The 19429-nt window shown below is 55.5% G+C and carries 17 protein-coding genes and 1 tRNA gene; 1 reads left to right on the top strand and 17 read right to left on the bottom strand.

Features of this window, described 5'->3' with window-relative positions:
• Positions 1-43 precede the first annotated feature (43 nt).
• The 16 genes from ACE418_RS03615 to ACE418_RS03690 all read right to left on the bottom strand — a co-directional run bounded on the left by ACE418_RS03615 (position 44) and on the right by ACE418_RS03690 (position 17679).
• Positions 44-1693 (bottom strand): sensor domain-containing diguanylate cyclase, encoded by a 1650-nt coding sequence (locus tag ACE418_RS03615; protein WP_416449362.1) that lies wholly within the window; start codon positions 1691-1693, stop codon positions 44-46.
• Entirely contained in the window at positions 1690-4164 is a 2475-nt protein-coding gene (locus ACE418_RS03620; protein WP_416449363.1) for an EAL domain-containing protein, read from the bottom strand. The genes ACE418_RS03615 and ACE418_RS03620 overlap by 4 nt, the downstream gene beginning before the upstream one ends.
• Positions 4165-4294: 130 nt before the next feature.
• The gene (locus ACE418_RS03625) at positions 4295-5734 is read right to left on the bottom strand and encodes an Rne/Rng family ribonuclease (RefSeq protein ID WP_416449364.1); all 1440 of its coding nucleotides are present in this window, start codon (positions 5732-5734) and stop codon (positions 4295-4297) included.
• Between the two features lie 42 nt (positions 5735-5776).
• On the bottom strand, positions 5777-6472 hold the full coding sequence (gene cobI, locus ACE418_RS03630; protein ID WP_416449365.1) for a precorrin-2 C(20)-methyltransferase: 696 nt from the start codon (positions 6470-6472) through the stop codon (positions 5777-5779).
• 2 nt (positions 6473-6474) lie between these two features.
• Entirely contained in the window at positions 6475-7185 is a 711-nt protein-coding gene (locus tag ACE418_RS03635) for a TIGR03936 family radical SAM-associated protein (RefSeq protein WP_416449366.1), read from the bottom strand.
• Positions 7160-9037 carry a TIGR03960 family B12-binding radical SAM protein gene (locus tag ACE418_RS03640; RefSeq protein ID WP_416449367.1) on the bottom strand — a complete coding sequence of 626 codons (1878 nt, stop codon included), beginning with the start codon at positions 9035-9037 and terminating at the stop codon, positions 7160-7162. Before ACE418_RS03640 ends, ACE418_RS03635 begins: the two co-directional genes overlap by 26 nt.
• Before the next feature lie 36 nt (positions 9038-9073).
• Complete coding sequence (rodA, locus tag ACE418_RS03645) at positions 9074-10177, bottom strand: rod shape-determining protein RodA (protein WP_416449368.1); 1104 nt, start codon at positions 10175-10177, stop codon at positions 9074-9076.
• Positions 10178-10186: 9 nt separating this feature from the next.
• Positions 10187-11017, bottom strand: coding sequence for an AAA family ATPase (locus ACE418_RS03650; protein ID WP_416449369.1), 831 nt, complete (start codon positions 11015-11017; stop codon positions 10187-10189).
• A 43-nt stretch (positions 11018-11060) separates the two neighbouring features.
• On the bottom strand, positions 11061-12962 hold the full coding sequence (gene mrdA / locus ACE418_RS03655; protein WP_416449370.1) for a penicillin-binding protein 2: 1902 nt from the start codon (positions 12960-12962) through the stop codon (positions 11061-11063).
• Positions 12963-12981: 19 nt separating this feature from the next.
• Positions 12982-13491 carry a rod shape-determining protein MreD gene (mreD, locus tag ACE418_RS03660; RefSeq protein WP_416449371.1) on the bottom strand — a complete coding sequence of 170 codons (510 nt, stop codon included), beginning with the start codon at positions 13489-13491 and terminating at the stop codon, positions 12982-12984.
• Entirely contained in the window at positions 13488-14408 is a 921-nt protein-coding gene (gene mreC / locus ACE418_RS03665) for a rod shape-determining protein MreC (RefSeq protein ID WP_020309889.1), read from the bottom strand. The genes mreD and mreC overlap by 4 nt, the downstream gene beginning before the upstream one ends.
• Positions 14409-14410: 2 nt before the next feature.
• On the bottom strand, positions 14411-15451 hold the full coding sequence (mreB, locus tag ACE418_RS03670) for a rod shape-determining protein (protein ID WP_416449372.1): 1041 nt from the start codon (positions 15449-15451) through the stop codon (positions 14411-14413).
• Between the two features lie 182 nt (positions 15452-15633).
• On the bottom strand, positions 15634-16263 hold the full coding sequence (locus tag ACE418_RS03675) for an ECF transporter S component (protein WP_416449373.1): 630 nt from the start codon (positions 16261-16263) through the stop codon (positions 15634-15636).
• A 357-nt stretch (positions 16264-16620) separates the two neighbouring features.
• On the bottom strand, positions 16621-17073 hold the full coding sequence (locus tag ACE418_RS03680) for a type II toxin-antitoxin system HicB family antitoxin (protein WP_416449374.1): 453 nt from the start codon (positions 17071-17073) through the stop codon (positions 16621-16623).
• A 50-nt stretch (positions 17074-17123) separates the two neighbouring features.
• Entirely contained in the window at positions 17124-17471 is a 348-nt protein-coding gene (locus ACE418_RS03685) for a type II toxin-antitoxin system HicA family toxin (RefSeq protein WP_416449375.1), read from the bottom strand.
• Positions 17472-17595: 124 nt separating this feature from the next.
• A tRNA-Leu gene (locus ACE418_RS03690) sits at positions 17596-17679 on the bottom strand.
• 95 nt (positions 17680-17774) lie between these two features.
• Between ACE418_RS03690 and ACE418_RS03695 the strand changes: the two genes are divergently transcribed.
• The gene (locus tag ACE418_RS03695; protein WP_416449376.1) at positions 17775-18089 is read left to right on the top strand and encodes a DUF6693 family protein; all 315 of its coding nucleotides are present in this window, start codon (positions 17775-17777) and stop codon (positions 18087-18089) included.
• Between the two features lie 104 nt (positions 18090-18193).
• Here the strand turns inward: ACE418_RS03695 and ACE418_RS03700 are convergent, their stop codons facing one another.
• Positions 18194-19420 carry a class I SAM-dependent rRNA methyltransferase gene (locus ACE418_RS03700; RefSeq protein ID WP_416449377.1) on the bottom strand — a complete coding sequence of 409 codons (1227 nt, stop codon included), beginning with the start codon at positions 19418-19420 and terminating at the stop codon, positions 18194-18196.
• Positions 19421-19429 lie beyond the last annotated feature (9 nt).

Raw genomic sequence — 19429 nt, forward strand, 5'->3', positions numbered from 1 at the left:
ATTATAGCATAGTTCTGACAGCCAATACTACTGTTTTGCCAAATCACGTCCGCGGCGCCAGGTGCTGTTTCTGTTCGTACATCTTCGTGTCGGCCCGGTTGAAGACGGCCTGGTACGTGGCATCCCGTGTCTTATCGTAGACGGCCATGCCTACAGAGGCGGCGAGCTGCGTCCACGGCTGGGCGGCATTTAGGTCGCGGATGCGTTCAAAGGCACGGACCTGCTGGAACAAGGCATCCCGACGTTCATAGTCTTCGCCTTCGAGGATGACGACGAATTCGTCGCCGCCGATGCGGTAGACGGGACTGTGCTTGTAGATGTGGCAGACGGCCTGGCACAGGCACTGCAGGGCGATGTTCCCCTTTTCGTGGCCGAAGCGGTCGTTGACGTCTTTGAGCTGGTTCAAATCGACCATGACCACGGCAAAGGCCGCCTGGCCGGCAGCGATTTTCTGGTTGAGATCATATACTTTCTTGTCGTAGGCAGCGACGTTCTTGACAGCCGTCAGTTCATCCTGATAGGCCTGTTTCTGCATGGCGCCGACGTATTTGCGCATCCGTTCCATCGTATCGTTCATATGGCCGGCGAGCTTCCCGATTTCGTCTTGAGCTGTACTGTCCAGAGGCTGGTCATATTCGCCGCGGCCCAGGCGCCGGGCCGCTTCCCCGATATCCTGCAGGGGCCGGACGATGCGGTCTGCCGCCCGGATGGCCAGGAGCGTCGACAACAGGCCGACGACAACAGTCACGGCTAAAACCAGGAAAACCAGGAACTGGCGGCCGGCGTAGATTTCCCGTTCCGGTGCCGTCACGGCTAGTTTCATGCCATTTTTCAAAGTCGTAAAGCCCAGGGCCATGGGAATCCCCTGATAATAGTAATGGATCAGGCGGACATCCGTCGCCGACTGTGTCAGCAGGTCCCCATAGCGGACGATGTCGAAGCGTGGCTTGAAATCATAGACGGCATTCTTCCCGTCGGGATGGAAATAGAAGGTCTGCCAGTCCTTGAAGAGGAAGCCGTAGCCGCTGTCATAGACCTTCATATTGCCGACGATATCACAGAGCATGTTGAAGTCGATATCGACGCCGACGACAGCGACGAACTGGCCTTGGACGAAGATAGGCATGACGTAGCTAATCATGCGCATGCCATTATTGCCATTGACGTAAGGCGCCGTCCACAAGGCTTTTTTCTCATACAAGGGCTGGTAATACCAGTTTGTCCGATTTCTGTCAGCGTCGCCATAATAGGTGACAGGCGTAATGGGCTGGGGCGTGAAGTCATGGCGTGCATCGCGGCGGGCATACCAGAAACCGTCCGGGCCGCCGGCCAGGTATTCATTATAATGGAGATAATAGCCCTGGACGCCGTCGATGCCAGACGCGGCATTATAAAAAGACCGACGGATCAAAGCTTCCAGCCGGTCGCGGTTCGCCTCGTCACGCAAATCCTGCGGGTCCTTGACTTCGTGTTCAATGGTATGGCCGATGTAATGGACAATGTCTTCAGACTGCATAAAAATCGGGTTCAGTGTCGTACTAGCATGGATAGCCCGGCCGTTGAGGGTCTTGGCGGCGATTTTCGTTTCGTCGCGGTCGACGAGGAAGACACAGAGACCGCCAAAGACCAGGGTCAGCGTCAGGGAGACGCCGCAGATGATGGTCAAAAAGCGGGACCGTATGGTTTGCATCATGAAAGATTTCCCCCTTTATGCTGCTGGCAGGCCGGGCAGCAGAGAGCTGGCCGCACACAGGCCAGGGCCAATGCCCGGTGGCTCTTGGAAACGGCGATATACGTGACTTCTTTCCACGTATAGCTTGCGTCCTCCCCTTGCTGGCGGAAGCGGAAACAGTCCGACTGGTCCCCTTCGGACAATTTCACCTTGAGCGCCGTATAATCCGTGAAATCCAGGAATCGCTGGCAGTCATCAGGATGGATATAGTGCTGGGCATAGTTCTGCAGGAACGAGCGCATAGACAGGCATTTCTCTCGAAGTTCCCCCGCTATGGCATGGTGTGAGAACAAAGGAATCCCTGCTGATTTGTCCAAGTCGATGAGGTAGATGACGTCGTACAAGCGGTAGAGCTCATGGATGTGGACATTGAGGGCCTCCTGTTCCTGGATGTGTTCGTCCAGAGTCAGGTTGTGCAGGGATACGGTCATCATCCAGCGCGACGGCAGAGAGGCTGCCAAATCGGCCGTAAGCTGGACGTAATAGCCTTTTTCCGACTGGAAGAGCGTTTCCAAGTGACCGCTCTGCTTGAGGCCTTCCATGAGGTCCCGGAAATGGGCATAGAGATGCGATCCCGGCCGGTTGATGCGCAGTTCTGCACTGAGGGCTGTAATGCGGCCGAAACTGACCAGCTGTGTCCGGTAGGCCTGATTGAGGTAGACGTGATGGAATTCCTGGCCGTCGTACTCGACCAGGGCCAGGGGCTGGTCCGTCCGGCAGATAGCCGCGCTGGCTTTATCATAATAAGCCTGGCTGTCCCGGCTTTCCAGCGGCCGGTACTGGCCTTCCAGATAGGCAAATAAATCATCCCAGGGCATGGGCTTGCTAAAGAAATAGCCCTGGAGTTTCTCACAACCTACAGAGGCCAAGAAATCGACGTGTTCCTGTGTCTCTACCCCTTCGGCCAGGCTTTGGCTGCCGATTCCCTTGACCATATCGACGGTCGTGCCGATGATGGAACGGGCCTTGTCCGTCGACGACGAGAGGAAACGCGTATCTAGTTTGATGATATCGAAGTCGTAATCCTTGAGGACGTTGAGGGACGAATAGCCGCTGCCGAAATCGTCCATGAGGATCTGGTAACCGGCCTGGCGGAAGCGTGCCAGCGCCGCTTGGATGACGTCCTTGTCATGGACCAGCATGGTCTCCGTGATTTCCAGATGGATGAGGTCCCGCGGCAGGCCGTATTCCCGGACGGTATCTTCGACGACCTGGAAGATGTCGCAGAGGAAAAAGTCCAGGCGCGACAAGTTGAAGGACACCGGGACGACGGGAAGCTGCCGGTCCAGGCGGCGGCGCAGGGCCTGACAGGTCTGTCGCAGGATGTAGCAGTCGAGTTTATAGATATCATGATTCTTTTCCAGGACGGGAATGAAGCGTCCTGGCGACAGGAATCCGACGACGGGGTCATCCCAGCGGGCCAGGGCTTCCATGCCGCAGACGGCACCGGTCAGGGTGCGGATGACAGGCTGATAATAGACCTGGATCCAGCCGTGCTCGATAGCCTCATCGCAGTGTCCGGCAATGTAGTCATTGATCGTAATCAGCTGCTGCAGGTCCTGGGTATATTCCAGGACGGAGACGCCCACTTCATCGCGGATATGCTGACAGGCAATCTTGGCATAGTCCACGGCCAGCGCCGGGTCGACGACCTGATTTTCAGGGAAATGATAGACGCCGGCCTTGATTTCCAGATGATATTCATGGTACGCCTGACAAATCGATTCATGGAGAGCTTCCAGCTTTTCCTTCACCGGCCTTTCAGCCGTGAGCAGCAGGAAATGGTCGTTGCGGCGGCGCGACAAGAATCCTTTGGGAAAGGCTTCTTGGATGATGGCCGCCAGGCCTTTCAGGCAGTCATTGCCGGCGGCGACGCCATAACGGATATTGACGAGCTTGAAGTTGATGATATTGAAATAGACCAGACAGTATCCATGCAGGGACTGGCCCGATGCCATGAAGTCCCGGACATACTGGAGGAAGCGTCGGTTCCCTGGCAGGCCGGTCATGTTGTCGATGTCGCTGGTCAGGTATTTGCGATCGTAATCGATGAGGAAGACGTAATAGACGTCACCTATGCCGGACAGGGTGACTTTGCGGCTGAAGTGTTCCGCATAGCGCACGGTACCATCGCAGGTGATGATGCGGTAGCGGACATAACCGCTCTGGCAGACGTCGCTCGCCGTCTGATAGCGGATATCCCGTTCTACCAGCTCGCGGTCCCGCGGGTCGACCATGCCGCGGAAACTGTGATGGACAAGGCTGGCCAATTGGTCATAAGAAGAACAGCCAAAAAAGCCGATGACATAGTCACTGGCATAAAGCAGTGTTTCCTTTTCATCGGCTTTATAAACAAAGATGCCCCCGGCCAGGCTCTGCGGGATGCAGGCCGTCAAGGCAGCCCGCTCCTCCCCATTCATTCGATATTCCATACGTCCGTCTCCTGTCATAACAATATATGAATAGATTGCTATTCCTTCTATGCTATATTTATATTTCTGCATGTATTTAATGTTATTATAGTACAAGCACGACAGGAGCACAAGCGCTGACTGACTCCGGTCAGGGTTCGTAGGACAAAATGGAAAAGACTTCCCGGTTCGGATGGTGTGATTCTTCAAAATACAGGGTCCGTTTCAGCTCCCGTTCCCATTCGGCTTTGCGCTTCTTGTCCTGGAGCAGGGCCAGGACGTCGGGATGGGCTTCGATGAGGATGTCGCCTTTGATGTGGCGGACCTGGACCATGTGGCGCAGGCGGCGGATAATCTGGATGGCTACGGTTTCCGGCGAATAGAGATACCCCGAGCCGCCGCAGACGTCGCAGGGACTGAACTGGACCTGGTACAAGCTCTGGCGGGCTTTCTTGCGGGTGATTTCCACCAGGTTCAAGGCCGTCATGCCCAGGACGCGGGTCTTCGTGCAGTCCTGAGCCGTCTCGCGGGTCAGGATCTGGAGGATTTCATCGCGTTTCGTCGGCTGAGCCATGTCGATAAAATCGATGATGATGATGCCGCCGATGTCGCGCAGGCGCAGCTGGCGGGCGATTTCCACGGCCGCTTCCTTATTGACATGGAAAATCGTGTCCTGCAGGGTCGATCCGTTGCCGGTATACTTGCTGCTGTTGACGTCGATGACCGTCAGGGCTTCCGTGTGATCGATGACCAGGTTGCCGCCCGACGGCAGGGGCACGATGCGCGACATGAGGTGCGTCAGGCTCTCTTCGATGGCGTACTGTTCAAAGATAGGCACAGTCCCTTCGTAGAGGCGGACGCGGCTGCGCCAGGACGGGTCGGGAAAGACCTGGCAGATGCGTTCATAGGCTTCGCGGCTGTCGACGACGACTTGTTTGACGTCGGCTGTGAAATGGTCGCGGATCATGCGCATGACCAGATCGGCTTCGCGGTATAAGAGGGTCGGCTTGCGGGCCAGCTTATACCGCTGGAGGATACTGTCCCACGTCCCCAGGAGATACTGCAGATCCTTCAGGAGTTCTTCCCGGGAAATGCCCTTGGCGACCGTCCGGATGATGAGTCCCATACCATCGGGCTTGATTTCCGATACGATGCGGCGCAGGCGGTTGCGTTCTTCTTCATCGCGGATTTTCTTGGACACGCCGATATAATCGACGGTCGGCATGAGGACGGCATAGCGGCCGGCCAGGCTGATATTGGCCGTGACTTTCGGTCCCTTCATGCCCTGTTCGTCCTTGATGACCTGGACCAGGACGGACTGGCCCACAGAGAGGTGCATCTGCTGGATTTCTTCCTTCGATGCCGCCCGCGGGAACATGTCGCCCATATAGATGAAGGCGTTCCTGCGGCGGCCGATATTGACGAAGGCAGCCTGCAGGGACGGCAGGATGTTCTGAATCGTCCCTTTATAGATATGGTTGACTATGTGCATGTCGTCATTGCGTTCGACAGCGAAATCACGAAGACGACCATCCTCCAGGATAGCCATGCGCGTTTCTTCTGGCATGACATTGCCTACGATTATTTTCATCTTCTCATTCCTCCTGTGCGGGCCATTTCGTAAATCCTAAGACTATTTTACCAGTAAAACGGCAAAATAGCCCGTTTCTTTGGCGTCGGCTGCCTTTTCATAGATCCGTTCCCCCGGCAGGCCGCAGCGCTCAATCATCGACGCCTTATCGAGGAGCTGCAGGTCTCGCAGTTCCTCTTGGATCGGGGCCAGCCGGCCCGAAGGCTTCATGATGACTTTGCTGCCTTCCAGAGCCAGCAATTCTTTGCGCTGCCGGTTGTTACCGGGGATGACGATGAGGGCTTCATCCTTTTCGCACAGCGGCTGCTGGAGCTTGGCGGCGACGGCGCAGAAGCTGGGCACGCCGGGCACGATTTCCGTGTCGTAGCCGGCCTGATGGATGAGGCGGTGGACATAGATGCTGGTCGCGTAGACCGTCGGGCAGCCTAAGGTGATAAGGCAGACATCGCGCCCCTGGTCGAGTTCAGTCATGAGCCGCCGCGCTGCCTTCTCATGGGCTCCCTGGAGGACCTGGTCGTCGCGGGTCATGGGAAAATCCATGGCGACGACGGTTTTATCTTCTACGGAAATGCCGCAGCCGTCCAGGGCCTTCATAAGGATTCCCTGAGCCGTGACGACACCGGTCCGGCTCTGGGGCACGGCCAGGACGGGACAATGCCTGATGATTTTCAGCGCCTTCAGGGTCAGCAGTTCCGGATCGCCCGGGCCGACGCCGACGCAATAGAGTGTACCATTCATGATCATCCCTCAAATAATGAATATTTTTTGCCATCTTCCTTGCGGACGAAAAGGCCCGTCCGCCGGGCCAGCATCATGTCCGTATGGATAGGCAGGCCGAATTCCTTACCCAGGATTTCCCAGACCTGGGACGGCTTGATAGCCCCTTCGCCAGTCTGATAGATGCCGACAGTCAGATAGACATTGCCGTCTTTCACATGGCCGTGGATCTCTTCGACGACGTGCTGCTTGACGTCGATGGTGCGCACGCGGTGCTTGCCCTTATGGGACACTTTTTCATAAAGGACCTGCGGCGCTTCATTGAATTTCGCCAAAATCTGGTTGAGCCCGTCCTGGCTGAGATCTTCCGTCAGCGGGCCGCGCAGGGTGTAGACGGCGTAGTTGGCAATGGCCATCAGCTTCGGCGCCTTGGCATCGACGTACTTGCCGTCGAGGACGGCAAAGCCATCAGGAGACATGGCGTTCATGCGCGCCATGACGTCGGCAACGGGCAGCTTTTCGGCCAGTTCCATGTCCAGGTATTCCACATCGGCCGATACCCCGACCCCCAGGGCCGAAGCGAAGCTCAGTTTCATGTGCGGGTTGAAACCTTCGGAATAACAGATAGGCAGCTGGGCCCGGATGATGACGTAGCGCACGGCCCGGGCGAAATCGAGGTGCGACAGGAATTGCAGGGCCCCGTCTTTCTTAACAGCTAAACGTAGTCTTTCCATGGTCGTCCCCTTCCTTTCTGTCGATGATGGATACGCCCAGGTGCGGGCAGACCCCGCAGCCCGTGCAGGGCAGGCGGCGGCAGTCGTGGGTCAGTTCAGCCTTCGTCGCTTTCTGCCATTCCCGTTTCAAATAGGCCTTGGCAGCGCCGTTGCTGAGATGGTCCCAGGGCAGGGCTTCGTCGAGGCTGCGCGTCCGGGCGGCATAGTAATCCGGGTCGATGCCGGCCAGGTCAAAGGCCTTCATCCACATATCGTAGTCGAACATTTCCGTCCAGCCGTCGAACTTACAGCCCAGTTTCCAGGCTTCATAAAGGACTTTGCCCATGCGGCGGTCGCCGCGGGCGAAGGTCGCTTCCAGGCGGCCCGTCTTGGCGTCGTGGTAATGGTAGGAAATGTGCTTGTCGTTGATGAGCCCTTTGATGTACTGCTGCTTCCGTTCGATTTCTTCGATAGGCAGCTGGCCGAACCACTGAAAGGCCGTATGCGACTTGGGCACGAAGCTCGATACGGAGACCGTGACCTTGCCGTTATTCTTGTGGGTCACTTTGCGGTAAAGGTTGAGGACCTTATAGGCCAGGTCGGCGATGCCGGCCAGGTCTTCGTCCGTTTCCGTCGGCAAGCCCATCATGAAGTAGAGCTTGACCGTAGACCAGCCGTTTTCAAAGGCATTTTCACAGGCTGCCAGCAAGTCTTCTTCGGTGACGCCCTTATTGATGACGTCGCGCAGGCGCTGGGTCCCGGCTTCAGGCGCAAAGGTCAGGCCGCTCTTGCGGACCTGCTGGACCTTCTTGGCGATATCGACGGAAAAGCTGTCGACCCGAAGCGACGGTAGGCTGACACTGACTTTCTGGCCCTTGAATTCGTCCAGGAGCCGGTCAACCAGTTCGGGCAGACAAGAGTAGTCGGCCGAGCTCAGGCTCATGAGGGAAATCTCATTGTAGCCGGAATTGGCGATGATCTGTTTGGCCAGGTCTGCCAAATGTTCCGGCGACTTTTCCCGGACCGGGCGATAGAGCATACCGGCCTGACAGAAACGACAGCCGCGGCTGCAGCCACGGAAGAGTTCCAGGACGGCCCGGTTGTGGACGATGTCGATATTGGGCACGATAGGTTTCGTCGGGAAAAAGACATGTTCCACATCGGAAACGACGCATTTCTCGATTTCTGCCGGAGCTCCCGGTTCAATAGCCATCAGGCCCTGGAAATCGCCTTTTTCATCGTACTGGGCTTCATAGAAGGACGGCACGTAGTTGCCAGGCTGCTGCGAGAGCTGTTTTAAGAGACCCTTCTTGCCGCCCGGTTTCCCCTGCTCTTTCCAGGCGATGATCGTATCGGCCAGGACCTGCGTCGATTCTTCCGATTCACCGAGGAAAAAGACGTCGATGTAATCGGCCAGCGGTTCGGCGTTGTAGGCACAGGGCCCGCCAGCTGCCACCAGAGGCATGTCATCGCCGCGGTCTTTGGCAAAGAGCGGGATGCCAGCCAGGTCGAGCATGTTGAGGATGTTCGTAAAGCTCATCTCATACTGGAGGGTAAAGCCGACCATATCGAAATCGCGGACAGGCGTCTTCGTTTCCAGGGAAAAGAGCGGATAGCCTTGACTGCGCATGATGTCTTCCATATCCGGCCAGGGTGCGTAGACCCGTTCGGCTGCGACGTCAGGCCGTTCATTGAGCAGGGCATAGAGGATGCGCAGGCCCAGATGGCTCATGGCGACTTCATAGACGTCAGGGAAACAATAGGCAACGGTCAGCTTGACGGCGTCGTGATCCTTGACGACGCTGTTCCATTCTCCGCCGACGTAGCGGGCCGGCTTGCTGACTTTGCTCAGTAAAATCGGATCGATCTCCACGGGATGTGACAAATTAGTTTCCTCCTTCACGGCGGGTTAAAAAATCATCGTCTGCTGACGCATGTAAATACTCAGTAAGAGGCCCAGGCCCATCATATTGGTCGTCAAGGCGCTGACGCCATAGCTCATGAACGGCAGAGGAATCCCTGTGACCGGCATGATGCCGCAGGTCATACCGACATTGACCAGAATCTGGAAAGCCCACATAGAAACGACGCCTGTCGCCAGCATCATGCCAAAGCTGTCCTTACAGTCCTTGGCGATCATGAGGCCGCGATAGACGAGGATGAAGTACAGGAACAAGAGGAAGACGCAGCCTAAAAAGCCCAGTTCTTCGCCGATGACGGAAAAGATGAAGTCCGTATGGTTTTCCGGCAGGAAGTTCAGTTGGCTCTGCGTCCCCTGGAAGAGACCTTTACCGAAGAGCATGCCCGAACCGATGGCAATCTTCGACTGGATGATATGATAGCCGGCACCAAAGGGATCGGCATTCGGATTGAGGAAGACGGTGATACGGGACTTCTGGTAATCCTTGAGGAAATGCCAGCCTACCGGGGCCATGACGACGCCGGCCAGGAAGACGTTGCGCAAGAGGGACATCTTGATGCGGCCGACGAAGAGCATGCCGAAGGTAATGGCCAGGAAGACGAGACTCGTCCCCAAGTCAGGCTGTTTCAAGACCAGGAGGAAAGGAATCCCGACGTAGAGGCCGATGGGCAGGACCTGGCGCCACGTATTGAGCTGGCCTACGCGGTCGCTGAGGATGGCGGCCGTGCAGATGATCATGATGAGCTTGGAAAATTCCGACGGCTGCAGCGTGACCGGGCCGAGCTGGATCCAGCGCTGAGCGCCCAGAGCCGACGTACCGACGAACATGACGGCGACCAGCATGAGCAGGTTGATGATGTACAGGGGCTTGGCGTATTTCTTCAGTTTCGCGTAATCGTAACGGCTGAAAAAGAGGACGATCATCAAGTCGACGACAAAAGCCGCCCCCTGCTTTGCGACGAAGTCGTAATTGATGGCCCCTTTATTGATATGCGTCGCACTGCCGATGATACACAGGCTGATGCAGACGATGAGGAAGCTCACGATGAGCATGACTTTATCTAAATTTTTCCATTCTCGTTTAATAAACATTTCTCTCTCCTATCGACGATAGTGGCGCCAATTCCGGCACTCCTGACGGCGGCGGTGCAGCGACAGGCCCGGCAAGGCGGCGGGCTGGGCCTGGTGTCTCGGCAAGAGGGCCGTCAAAGCCCTTTCCTCGATGGCCTTCCCCGTTTCCAGCCAGGCGGCCGTTTCCGACAGAGCCTGACAGAACGGCAGGGAATCGGCTGTGCTGGCGATCCGCCCTTCCCCGGCAGCCCGGTCGATGCCCTCATCATGCGGCAAGAGACCGGCGAGGTGGCCGGTCTGCAGGCAGGCTTTGGCTGCGTCCGGCGTGATGACGCCGTCAGCGTAAAAATTGTTGAGGATGACGTCGTAGTGAAAGCGTTTCTCCCGGGCTGCCGACTGCATGACCTTGGCCGCGTCGCGCAGCGACGACGGCGACGGTTCGACGACGAACAGGATTTCATCGGCCAGGGCCGTCGCTGCCTGATAGGCGCCGTCGCGGCCGGGCGGGCAGTCGATGAGGGTATAGTCATAAGCCTCGGACAGGGATTCCAGGACATACTGGTATGACGGGATGTCGATCCGCTCCCAGGTCCGCTTCTGGCTGGCCGGCAGGAAATCCAGTCCCGGCACGACCGTCAGCAGGGCCTGACCGGGCAGGCATTTCCCCCGCGCAGCCTGGGCGGCATCGTAATGGATGGCCTCGTCCAGCCCGAAGAGCAGGTCCAGATTGCGCAGGCCCATGTCGGCGTCGGCCGCCAGGACACGATGGCCCCGGCGCTGCAAGAGGACGGCCAGGGCCGCCGTGATCAAGGTCTTGCCGACGCCCCCCTTCCCGGAGGCGATGGCGATGAGTCGGGACATGAAATCACTTTCCTTTCTGATGAGATAAGGCCGTCATCAGGGCCTACTGGTCTTGTTCAGCACGGTCGTGCTGACTACCGGTTTTCCCGTCCTGGTCATTCTTATCGGCCTTGTTGTCTTTTCCTTTACCGTCCTTGTCCTTCGGTGCGCCTTCGGCGTATTCACCGACGTGGAAATACGCTTCCAGCATAGAGCGGACAATCGGGCCAGATGACAGGGACCCGAACCCGCCCTGTTCCGTCAGGACGGCGATGACGATGCGCGGATGTTCATACGGCGCATAGGCGACGAACCAGCCATGGTCCGTACCGCCGAAGTTTTCCGCCGTCCCGGTCTTACCAGCGACCTGGATGGGGAAGCCGGCGAACAGGGAACCAGCGGTACCGGATTCTTCCGCAACGTTACGCATCCCTTCGCGGACCAAGTCCAGCGTCGATTTGGATACGGACAAGGTGCCGACCTGTTCCGGTGCAAAGATCTTATACGGTGTGCCGTCGAGGTTATCGATACGGCTGACGATGAATGGCCGGTACTGGATGCCGCCGTTGGCGACTTCGCTGACGATCATGGCCGCCTGGAGCGGCGTAACCAGCTGGAACCCCTGGCCGATGGCCGAGTTGAACGTATCGCCGAGGTACCATTCATCATGGAAATTCTTCTTCTTGTATTCCGCACTGGCGACCAGGCCCGGTGCTTCGCCGCGCAGGGCGATGCCCGTCTTCTTGCCCATGCCGAACATGCGGGCATATTTTGCCAGTTCGTCGATGCCGACGCGGCGGCCCATTTCGTAGAAGTATACGTTATCGGACTTAGCCAGGGCTTCGACGAAATTGATCCAGCCCAGGGCTTCGCCGCCGGCGTTGCGCATGTCGACCAGCCAGTGGCGGCCACTGTCGAAAATCATTTCATCTGGCGTAACTTTCTTGAGTTCCAGGGCAGCCGACCCGGTGATCAGCTTGAACGTAGAACCCGGCGGATATTCGCCGGCAATGACGCGGTTTTCCATGGGGTGATTGGGATTGTCGTTGATGAGGGACCATTCCTTTTCCGTAATGCCCCGGGTGAACCAGTTCGGGTCATAAGCCGGGCGGCTGGCCATAGCCAGGACGGCGCCCGTATTGGGGTCGATGGCGACGGCAGCGATGCCGTGGGTGCCGATGCCATTGGCAATCTGGCGGTCCATAGCCCGTTCCGTGGCCTGCTGCAGGTAGAGGTCGATGGTCAGGTGCATATTATGACCGGCTACAGGGTCCTTGCGTTCCATTTCCTTGACCGGACTGCCGGCAGCGTCGACTTCGACCTGACGGCCGCCGTCCTTGCCGCGCAGGAGGTCGTCATAATAGGCTTCCAGGCCGGCACGGCCGATCTGGGTGATGTTGGATACGCCTTCGACGCCTTTCAGGCGCTTGGCATCTTCTTCATCGATCTGGCCGACGTAGCCAAAGACCTGGGCGGCCATCATCTTGTACGGATAATAGCGTATCGGCTGGACATCGACGGATACGCCAGGCAGGTCATTGCGCTGTTCTTCGATTTTGGTGACGATATCCTGGGTCAAGTCATTAGCCAGGACAGTCGGCACATAAGAACTCTTGACCTTCTGGACCTTTTCCCGCAGTTTGTCTTCCGGCATGTTGAGGATACCGGCCAGCTTCTGCAGTTCTTCATCGCTCATGCCGTCCTTCGGCGGCACGTAGGTCACCATGAAGCTCGGCCGCGAACCGACAAGGATCTGCCCGTTGCGGTCGTACATGATACCGCGCATGGCCGCAATAGGGATAGCCCGCAGGCGGTTCCCTTCGGCCAGGGTATAGTAATATTCACCGGCAAAGAGCTGCAAATAAACCAGCCGGCTGACGAGGATGACGAAAATCGCGATGACGATCCAGTAGAGATAGCGGAAACGGCCATCTTGATTCTTCTTTTTCAATAACGCTTCAAGCATGTAACTAAATCTCCTTTATTTACCAGCGATAGCCCGGGAACCCGTAAAAGGCATCGTCGCGGCGCAGATGCCAGACGATGTGATCTACCGGCAGGGCCAGGATTCCGTGATAAACAAGCATAGGGATGCTGAATTCCAGCAAGTAGGCGGCGATGTTGATATACTGGCCGGCCAGGAAGAGGAACCCGCAGGTCAGGACCAGGCCGACTTCGGTCGCCGCGAGGACGATGAGCAATGTCAGTACCCACTGGTCCTTGTCGATGTCACGGCCGAGGTAACTGCATATGAGGGCTACGATGAGGTAGACCAGAAGGTGCAGGCCAAAGAAATTTCCGATAATGACATCCTGACAAAATCCGCCCAAAAGGGCCGTGATGATGCCGATGCGCTGGCCGTGATGGAGGGCCATGAGGACGACGAAGACGAAGATGAGGTTAGGCTGGCTCACGCTGTTAAACATAAAAGGCAGAATGGCAGCCTGCAGAATAAAGACGATGAAGGCTGTCATGACACAGTTCAGTTTCTTCATAATGCCGCGGCTCCTTTAATTCCTTCTACTTTGTCGCGATTCGTCTGCGGTACGAGTTTCGGCGTGACTTCCGGTTTTTCATAAGAGCCGGTATCGGCCGACTTCAAGATGACGAAGACTTCTTCCAGTTTGGAGAAATCGACGCTGGGACGAATGACGGCATATTTTACGAAATCATTTTCATTCTGATGAATCGATACGATGGTACCGATAGGCAGGCCCTTCGGATAGATGGAGCCGAAGCCCGATGTGACCAGGGTATCCCCTTCCAGGATATCTGCATCCTTGGCGATATTGACGAATTGCGGTTCCGTCGGCACGTTGCCGTTGCCGCGGACGACAGAGGAAACGCGCGATTCCGGACGCTGGACGATAGCGCCGATGCTGGTCCGCGGGTCCGTCAGGAGCTGGACGCGGGACGAATGAGGATAGACATCGCTGATGAAGCCGACGACACCACTCGGCGTGATGACAGGCATGTCTTTTTCGACGCCTTCACCGCTGCCGACATCGATGATCATGGTGTTAGTCCAGGTGCCGTAGTCACGGGAAATGACGGATCCGGCCAGGAGCTGATACTGATTATGGGTCGATTTGAAATTGAGGAGCGCCCGCAGGCGGTCATTTTCGGCTACGACTTCATCGTAGTCGACGGTCCGGCTCTTGAGGTCGGCATTTTCTTTTTCCAGCGATTCCCATTCAATGCGGTTCTTCAAGCTGACGTCGACGATATGGATGCTCGAGGTCAGCGAATCCATGACGCGGCTGGCACCGTATTCAAAAGGCGACATGATCGTCATCAGCGGCTTGGTAATGAACGGCAGGGAGTCGCGCTGGCGCCAGGCCCAGCCGACAAGCGCAATGACGATGAATAAGATGAGTACGAAGACGACGCTTCTTTTACCGAACGAAAACAATTTTAAAATCTCCTCCTATATATACGCTGTGCCCCTTCGATGAGGGCCGATAACTTATCACGATCAGCGACGGCAATGCCCGTGCCCTTGGCAACGGCCAGTTCCGGCTCAGAAGCCAGCATGACCGGGACCCCCAATTCCTGGGTAAAGAGCTGGTCCATGCCCTTGAGCTTGGCGCCACCGCCGGTGAGGACGATGCCGTGTTCCATGATATCCGCAGCCAGTTCCGGCGGCGTTTCCCGCAGGACGTCCTTGACCAGGTCGAGGATCTTGATGAGCGGCTTGCCGATGACGTGGTAGAGTTCACTCGATTTGATAGCCATTTCCCGCTGAAGACCGTCATCTAGGCCGCGGCCCATGAAGTAATAGCCCCGGTCCTCCAGCGGCAGGACGGCCGACCCGTTGGTCACTTTCATCTCTTCGATGGTCATGTCATCGGTGACGATATCGTACTGATAGCGCAGATAATCCTTGATAGCCGCATTGAAATCGAGACTGCCCAGATGGAGCGACTTGGATACGACGATGCCGCCCAGGGACAGCATGGCCACGTTAGTCGTACCACCGCCGATGTCGATGACCATATTGCCGACCGGGTCGTAGACGGGCAGATTCACGCCGAGAGCTGCTGCGGCTGCCGTTTCGATGAGAAAGGCTTCTTTGGCGCCGGCCTGATAGACGGCTTCCATGACGGCCCGCTTTTCGACATTCGACGCCGCCGAAGGCACACCGATCATGATGCGCAGGCGCTGGACGCTGCGGACGCACTTGCTGAGGATATAGCCCAGCATGGTCCGGGTCACGCTGTAATCGGCGATGACGCCATGGACCAGAGGCCGATGGAGCTTCACCGTTTCCGGCGACCGGGACAATAAATCCTCTGCCGCCCGGCCGACAGCAATCATCTTGCTGTTCCGTTCATCAGTCGCCATGACCGACGGTTCAGACAGGACGATGCCCCGGCCCTCCACATAGACCTGGGTCGTAGACGTCCCTAAATCAATCCCTATATTTTTAGTTAATGGAGAAAAAATCGAAGCCATAACAAATCCTTTCTATTTCTTTCGCATATTCTGTTATACAAAACAGTCATCATTCCATATTCTATCACATTGCGCCCCTTTTCGCATTAACTAATTTCAGGGAATAGAAAAAAGGAGCTGTCACATCGCGACAGCTCCTTTCAAGTTGTTAGTGGCTAGTTGTTAGTTGTTAGCGGATGGGTTTACGCGACTTTCAATCCAGCGCGGTGCAGGGCCATGACAACGGGTGTGATAATCAGGCCCGATACGATGGCTTCCGGGATGCCATTGACAACCGTAATACCTAACATGATGTTGATGACATTGGAAAAGGCAATGCCCTGTGCTTCTGCATAAGGTACGCCGACGATGGCTGTAAAGGAGCCCAGGAAGAGAATCGTGTGGCAGACCGTCGTGACGACAGCGGTAACGGCGATGCGCCATACTTCGCGGATTTTCAGACGGCGGTACAATTCAAAAGCGATGACGCCGATCAGGATGCGCGGTACGATGCAGATGAAGGCATCGGCAGCCACATTATACTGTACAGCAAACATGAGTAAGGCACTCGGTGCCTGTAAAGACCGGATAAAGGAAAAAATACCGAACATAAAGCCGACGATCATGCCCACTTTACGGCCTGCCGTGAGGCTGCCGATGATCGTTGGGATATGAAGTATCGTCGCGTTCATGATGACCAGCGGGATGAAACCATAGCCCGTAAGGCCTAAAAAAATCGTAATCGCCGATAAGAAACCGGCAACCGTTAACTGACGAATCGACAAAAAAGTGCGTCGTGCCGGCATAACACCAGCCACATTCTGTTTTTCCATGTTTTTCCTCCGTTCTCGCTCTTTCGCAAGATACAAGTCGTAATACGATTAAAGACGCAAAAACACGGCCGGTCCGCGCCAGTATCCGCCCGTTTCCGGTACCAATCCGGCGCTTTAAAAGAACCTGCCTTATGTGTCACGCGTAGTATATCATACTTGGAGGGGTCTTGCCAATAGCAATTGGGAATATTGTGAATTTTTCCACGAGCATAATAGTAGCCTCCGGCCGCAGTCCGCAGTTGGCAAAGAAACACTATTCAGAGAGTTCGCCCTCTACAGTTCAACGGCTAGCCCATGACGCTGCCATTTGTTATATCAAAATACCCGCTGTCCATCTTACTCGACAGCGGGTATTTACTACATATTTGCTTCGATTTTTTCGATAATCAAACGCTGTACCCATTTGGGCGGCATCCGATTTCCGGCGTTCCATTCCTGCACCGTACGATAAGGTGCGCCTAAGAGGTCAGCTAATCCTTTTACATTCAATCCAGCTTTCTTGCGCGCATACTTGATAGGATTATTTTCCCGGTCAATGACATCTTGATACGCGTCAGTATCAGCAACCACTAAATTAACAAATCCATTTTCCGGTACTTTTACTTTATCCCGCGGTGTCGGTTCGGGTATAGCCTGCTTTTGCTGTTCCATATTCCAGACCATTAAATTCAACACATCGTCTGCATTTTCCATCGCTTCGGTCAAGGTTGCGCCATCGGTAAAGCAACCGTCTACATCCGGAAAATTTACGTAATATACTTTGTCTTTTTCATCCCATTGAAATGTAGCTGGGAAAATATATTTACTCATGACGTCCTCCTTTTTATATGAATCAGGTCAAGGGGATTTCTCCCCTTGCCTTACTGAATACCAGCCTGTTTAAAAATAGCTTTAATCGTTCCTGGCGGTATGTCCTTATTGTGCCGCCAGACGGGGAATTGCTTTCCCGTTATCGGGCTGTAATACAGGTCATGATTTCCACCATGTCCAATCAACTTGCACCCATTCTTTTTAAGGATCTTTAGCAACTCCGACCGTTTCATTCTGTAAACTCCCTTCTTGATTATATCATACACCTTTTGAGTGTATTCGTAAATATGTAAACAATCTTTTGAGTGTATTTTCATTTCTTTAAAGAGGCGATTTTTATGAAAAAACGACCTGATAAGCGCTACAAAGTATCTCTGACCATCGACGGCAAACGTCATGATTTTTACGGCCGAACTATTAATTTTGCTTCGTCGCGGGGGCAAAAAGGGGTCAAACGCACCAGATATTGTGAGGTCAATAAAAAAAAAGGACACCCACCGCTGAATGCGATGGTTGTCCCATTGGTGCGAGTGGAGGGACTTGAACCCTCACGCCGTGAGGCGCCAGATCCTAAGTCTGGTGCGTCTGCCATTCCGCCACACTCGCAGGTACCCGTCTATTCTACCACGCTTTCCTCCTATTGGTCAAACAAAAAATATGGTATGATATTATCATATCTATTTTCAGAAAGGGTGTCCTCTATGTCATTACAACAAGAATCAAAATTTGAAGGGTCCGTACTCGGATTTATCGGCTATGGCCTCATCTTAGTCATCCTTACGATTTGTACGTTCGGCATCGCCTATCCTTGGGGCGAAGTCATGTTCCGCCGCTGGATCTGCCGCAATACGATCATCGACGGCCAGCGTCTCACCTTTGATGGAACAGGGCTGCAGCTCTTCGGCAGCTACATTAAATGGTGGTTCTTCACAATCATCACCCTGGGCATCTACGGCTTCTGGCTATTCAACAAAATGACCGCCTGGCGGGTCAAACACACGCATTTTAGGGAATAGTAAAAGGGCTGTCGCATCGCGACAGCCCTTTTAAGTGGTTAGTGGCTAGCGAGTTACTAACCACTAACCACGAGCCACTAACCACGAGCCACGAGCCACTAATCTCACACGACCTGGAACAGGTAGAATTTCAGGTAATTCGTTTCCGGGACGTTCCAGAGGATGGGATGATCCGGCGACTGTTGGCGGCCTTCGATTTGGCGGAGGCGGACACCGGCGTCTTTAGCCGCATCGTGGAGCATCTGGCGGAACAGGTCGTCGCGCATGAAGTGCGAGCATGAGCAGGTCGCCAGATAGCCGCCGCGGGGCAGGAGTTTCATGGCTTTCAGGTTGATTTCCTTATAGCCCCGGATGGCGTTGCGGACGGTATGGCCCGATTTCGTGAAGGCTGGCGGGTCGAGGATGATGAAATCATAGTCGTGACATTTGTGGTCGGCCAGGTCGGTCAGCAGGTCGAAAACGTTGGCCTGCTTGGCCGTGACGATGGCTTCCAGTCCGTTGCGGCGGATGTTTTCATTGGTCATGTCGATGGCTTCCTGGGAAATGTCGACAGCCGTGACGCTGGCAGCGCCGCCTTTCGCCGCATTGAGGGCAAAGGCCCCGGTATGCGTGAAGCAGTCCAGGACATGTTTGCCGGCAGCGATTTTGGCCACAGCCAGGCGATTGTATTTCTGGTCCAGGAAGAACCCCGTTTTCTGCCCGTTTTCGACATCGACGTCATAGAGGATGCCGTTTTCCTCAATCGTCGTCAGGACGCTGCCCGGCTGAGGCAGGAAGTCAGCCTGATACCAGCCTTTGTACTGTTCCATTCCATCCAGTTCGCGGACTTTGACGTCATTCCGTTCATAAATCCCGCGGATCGTGACGCCCATGGCAGCCAGTTCATCGACGAGAGCCTTGAAGATGACCGCCTTCACTTGGTCCATACCATAGCACAGGGTCTGGACAACGAGGACGTCATTGTAGCGGTCTACCGTAAGGCCCGGCATGTCATCGGCATCGCCGAAAATGAGGCGGCAGCAGGCAAAATCCTTCGCTCCCATGACGGTCTGGCGATAGTCCAGGGCATATTTGACCCGGCGCTGCCAAAAGGCTTCGTCGAAGCGGTCATTGGCATTGCGCGACACGATGCGCACGCGGATCTTAGAAATATCGTTGGCAAAGCCGGTACCGAGATAACGGTCCTTGTCACTATAGACATCGACGATATCTCCGGTCTGATACGTGCCGTCGACATGGGTCACTTCTTCCCCATACACCCAAGGGTGGCCGCTGCGGGCAGCCCGTTCCCCCTTCTTGGTGATTGTTAATTTAGCATAAGGTCGGTTCATAGTACCCCC

Origin of the sequence: Megasphaera jansseni (genome assembly GCF_047974155.1) — a bacterium.
Lineage (GTDB): Bacteria > Bacillota > Negativicutes > Veillonellales > Megasphaeraceae > Megasphaera.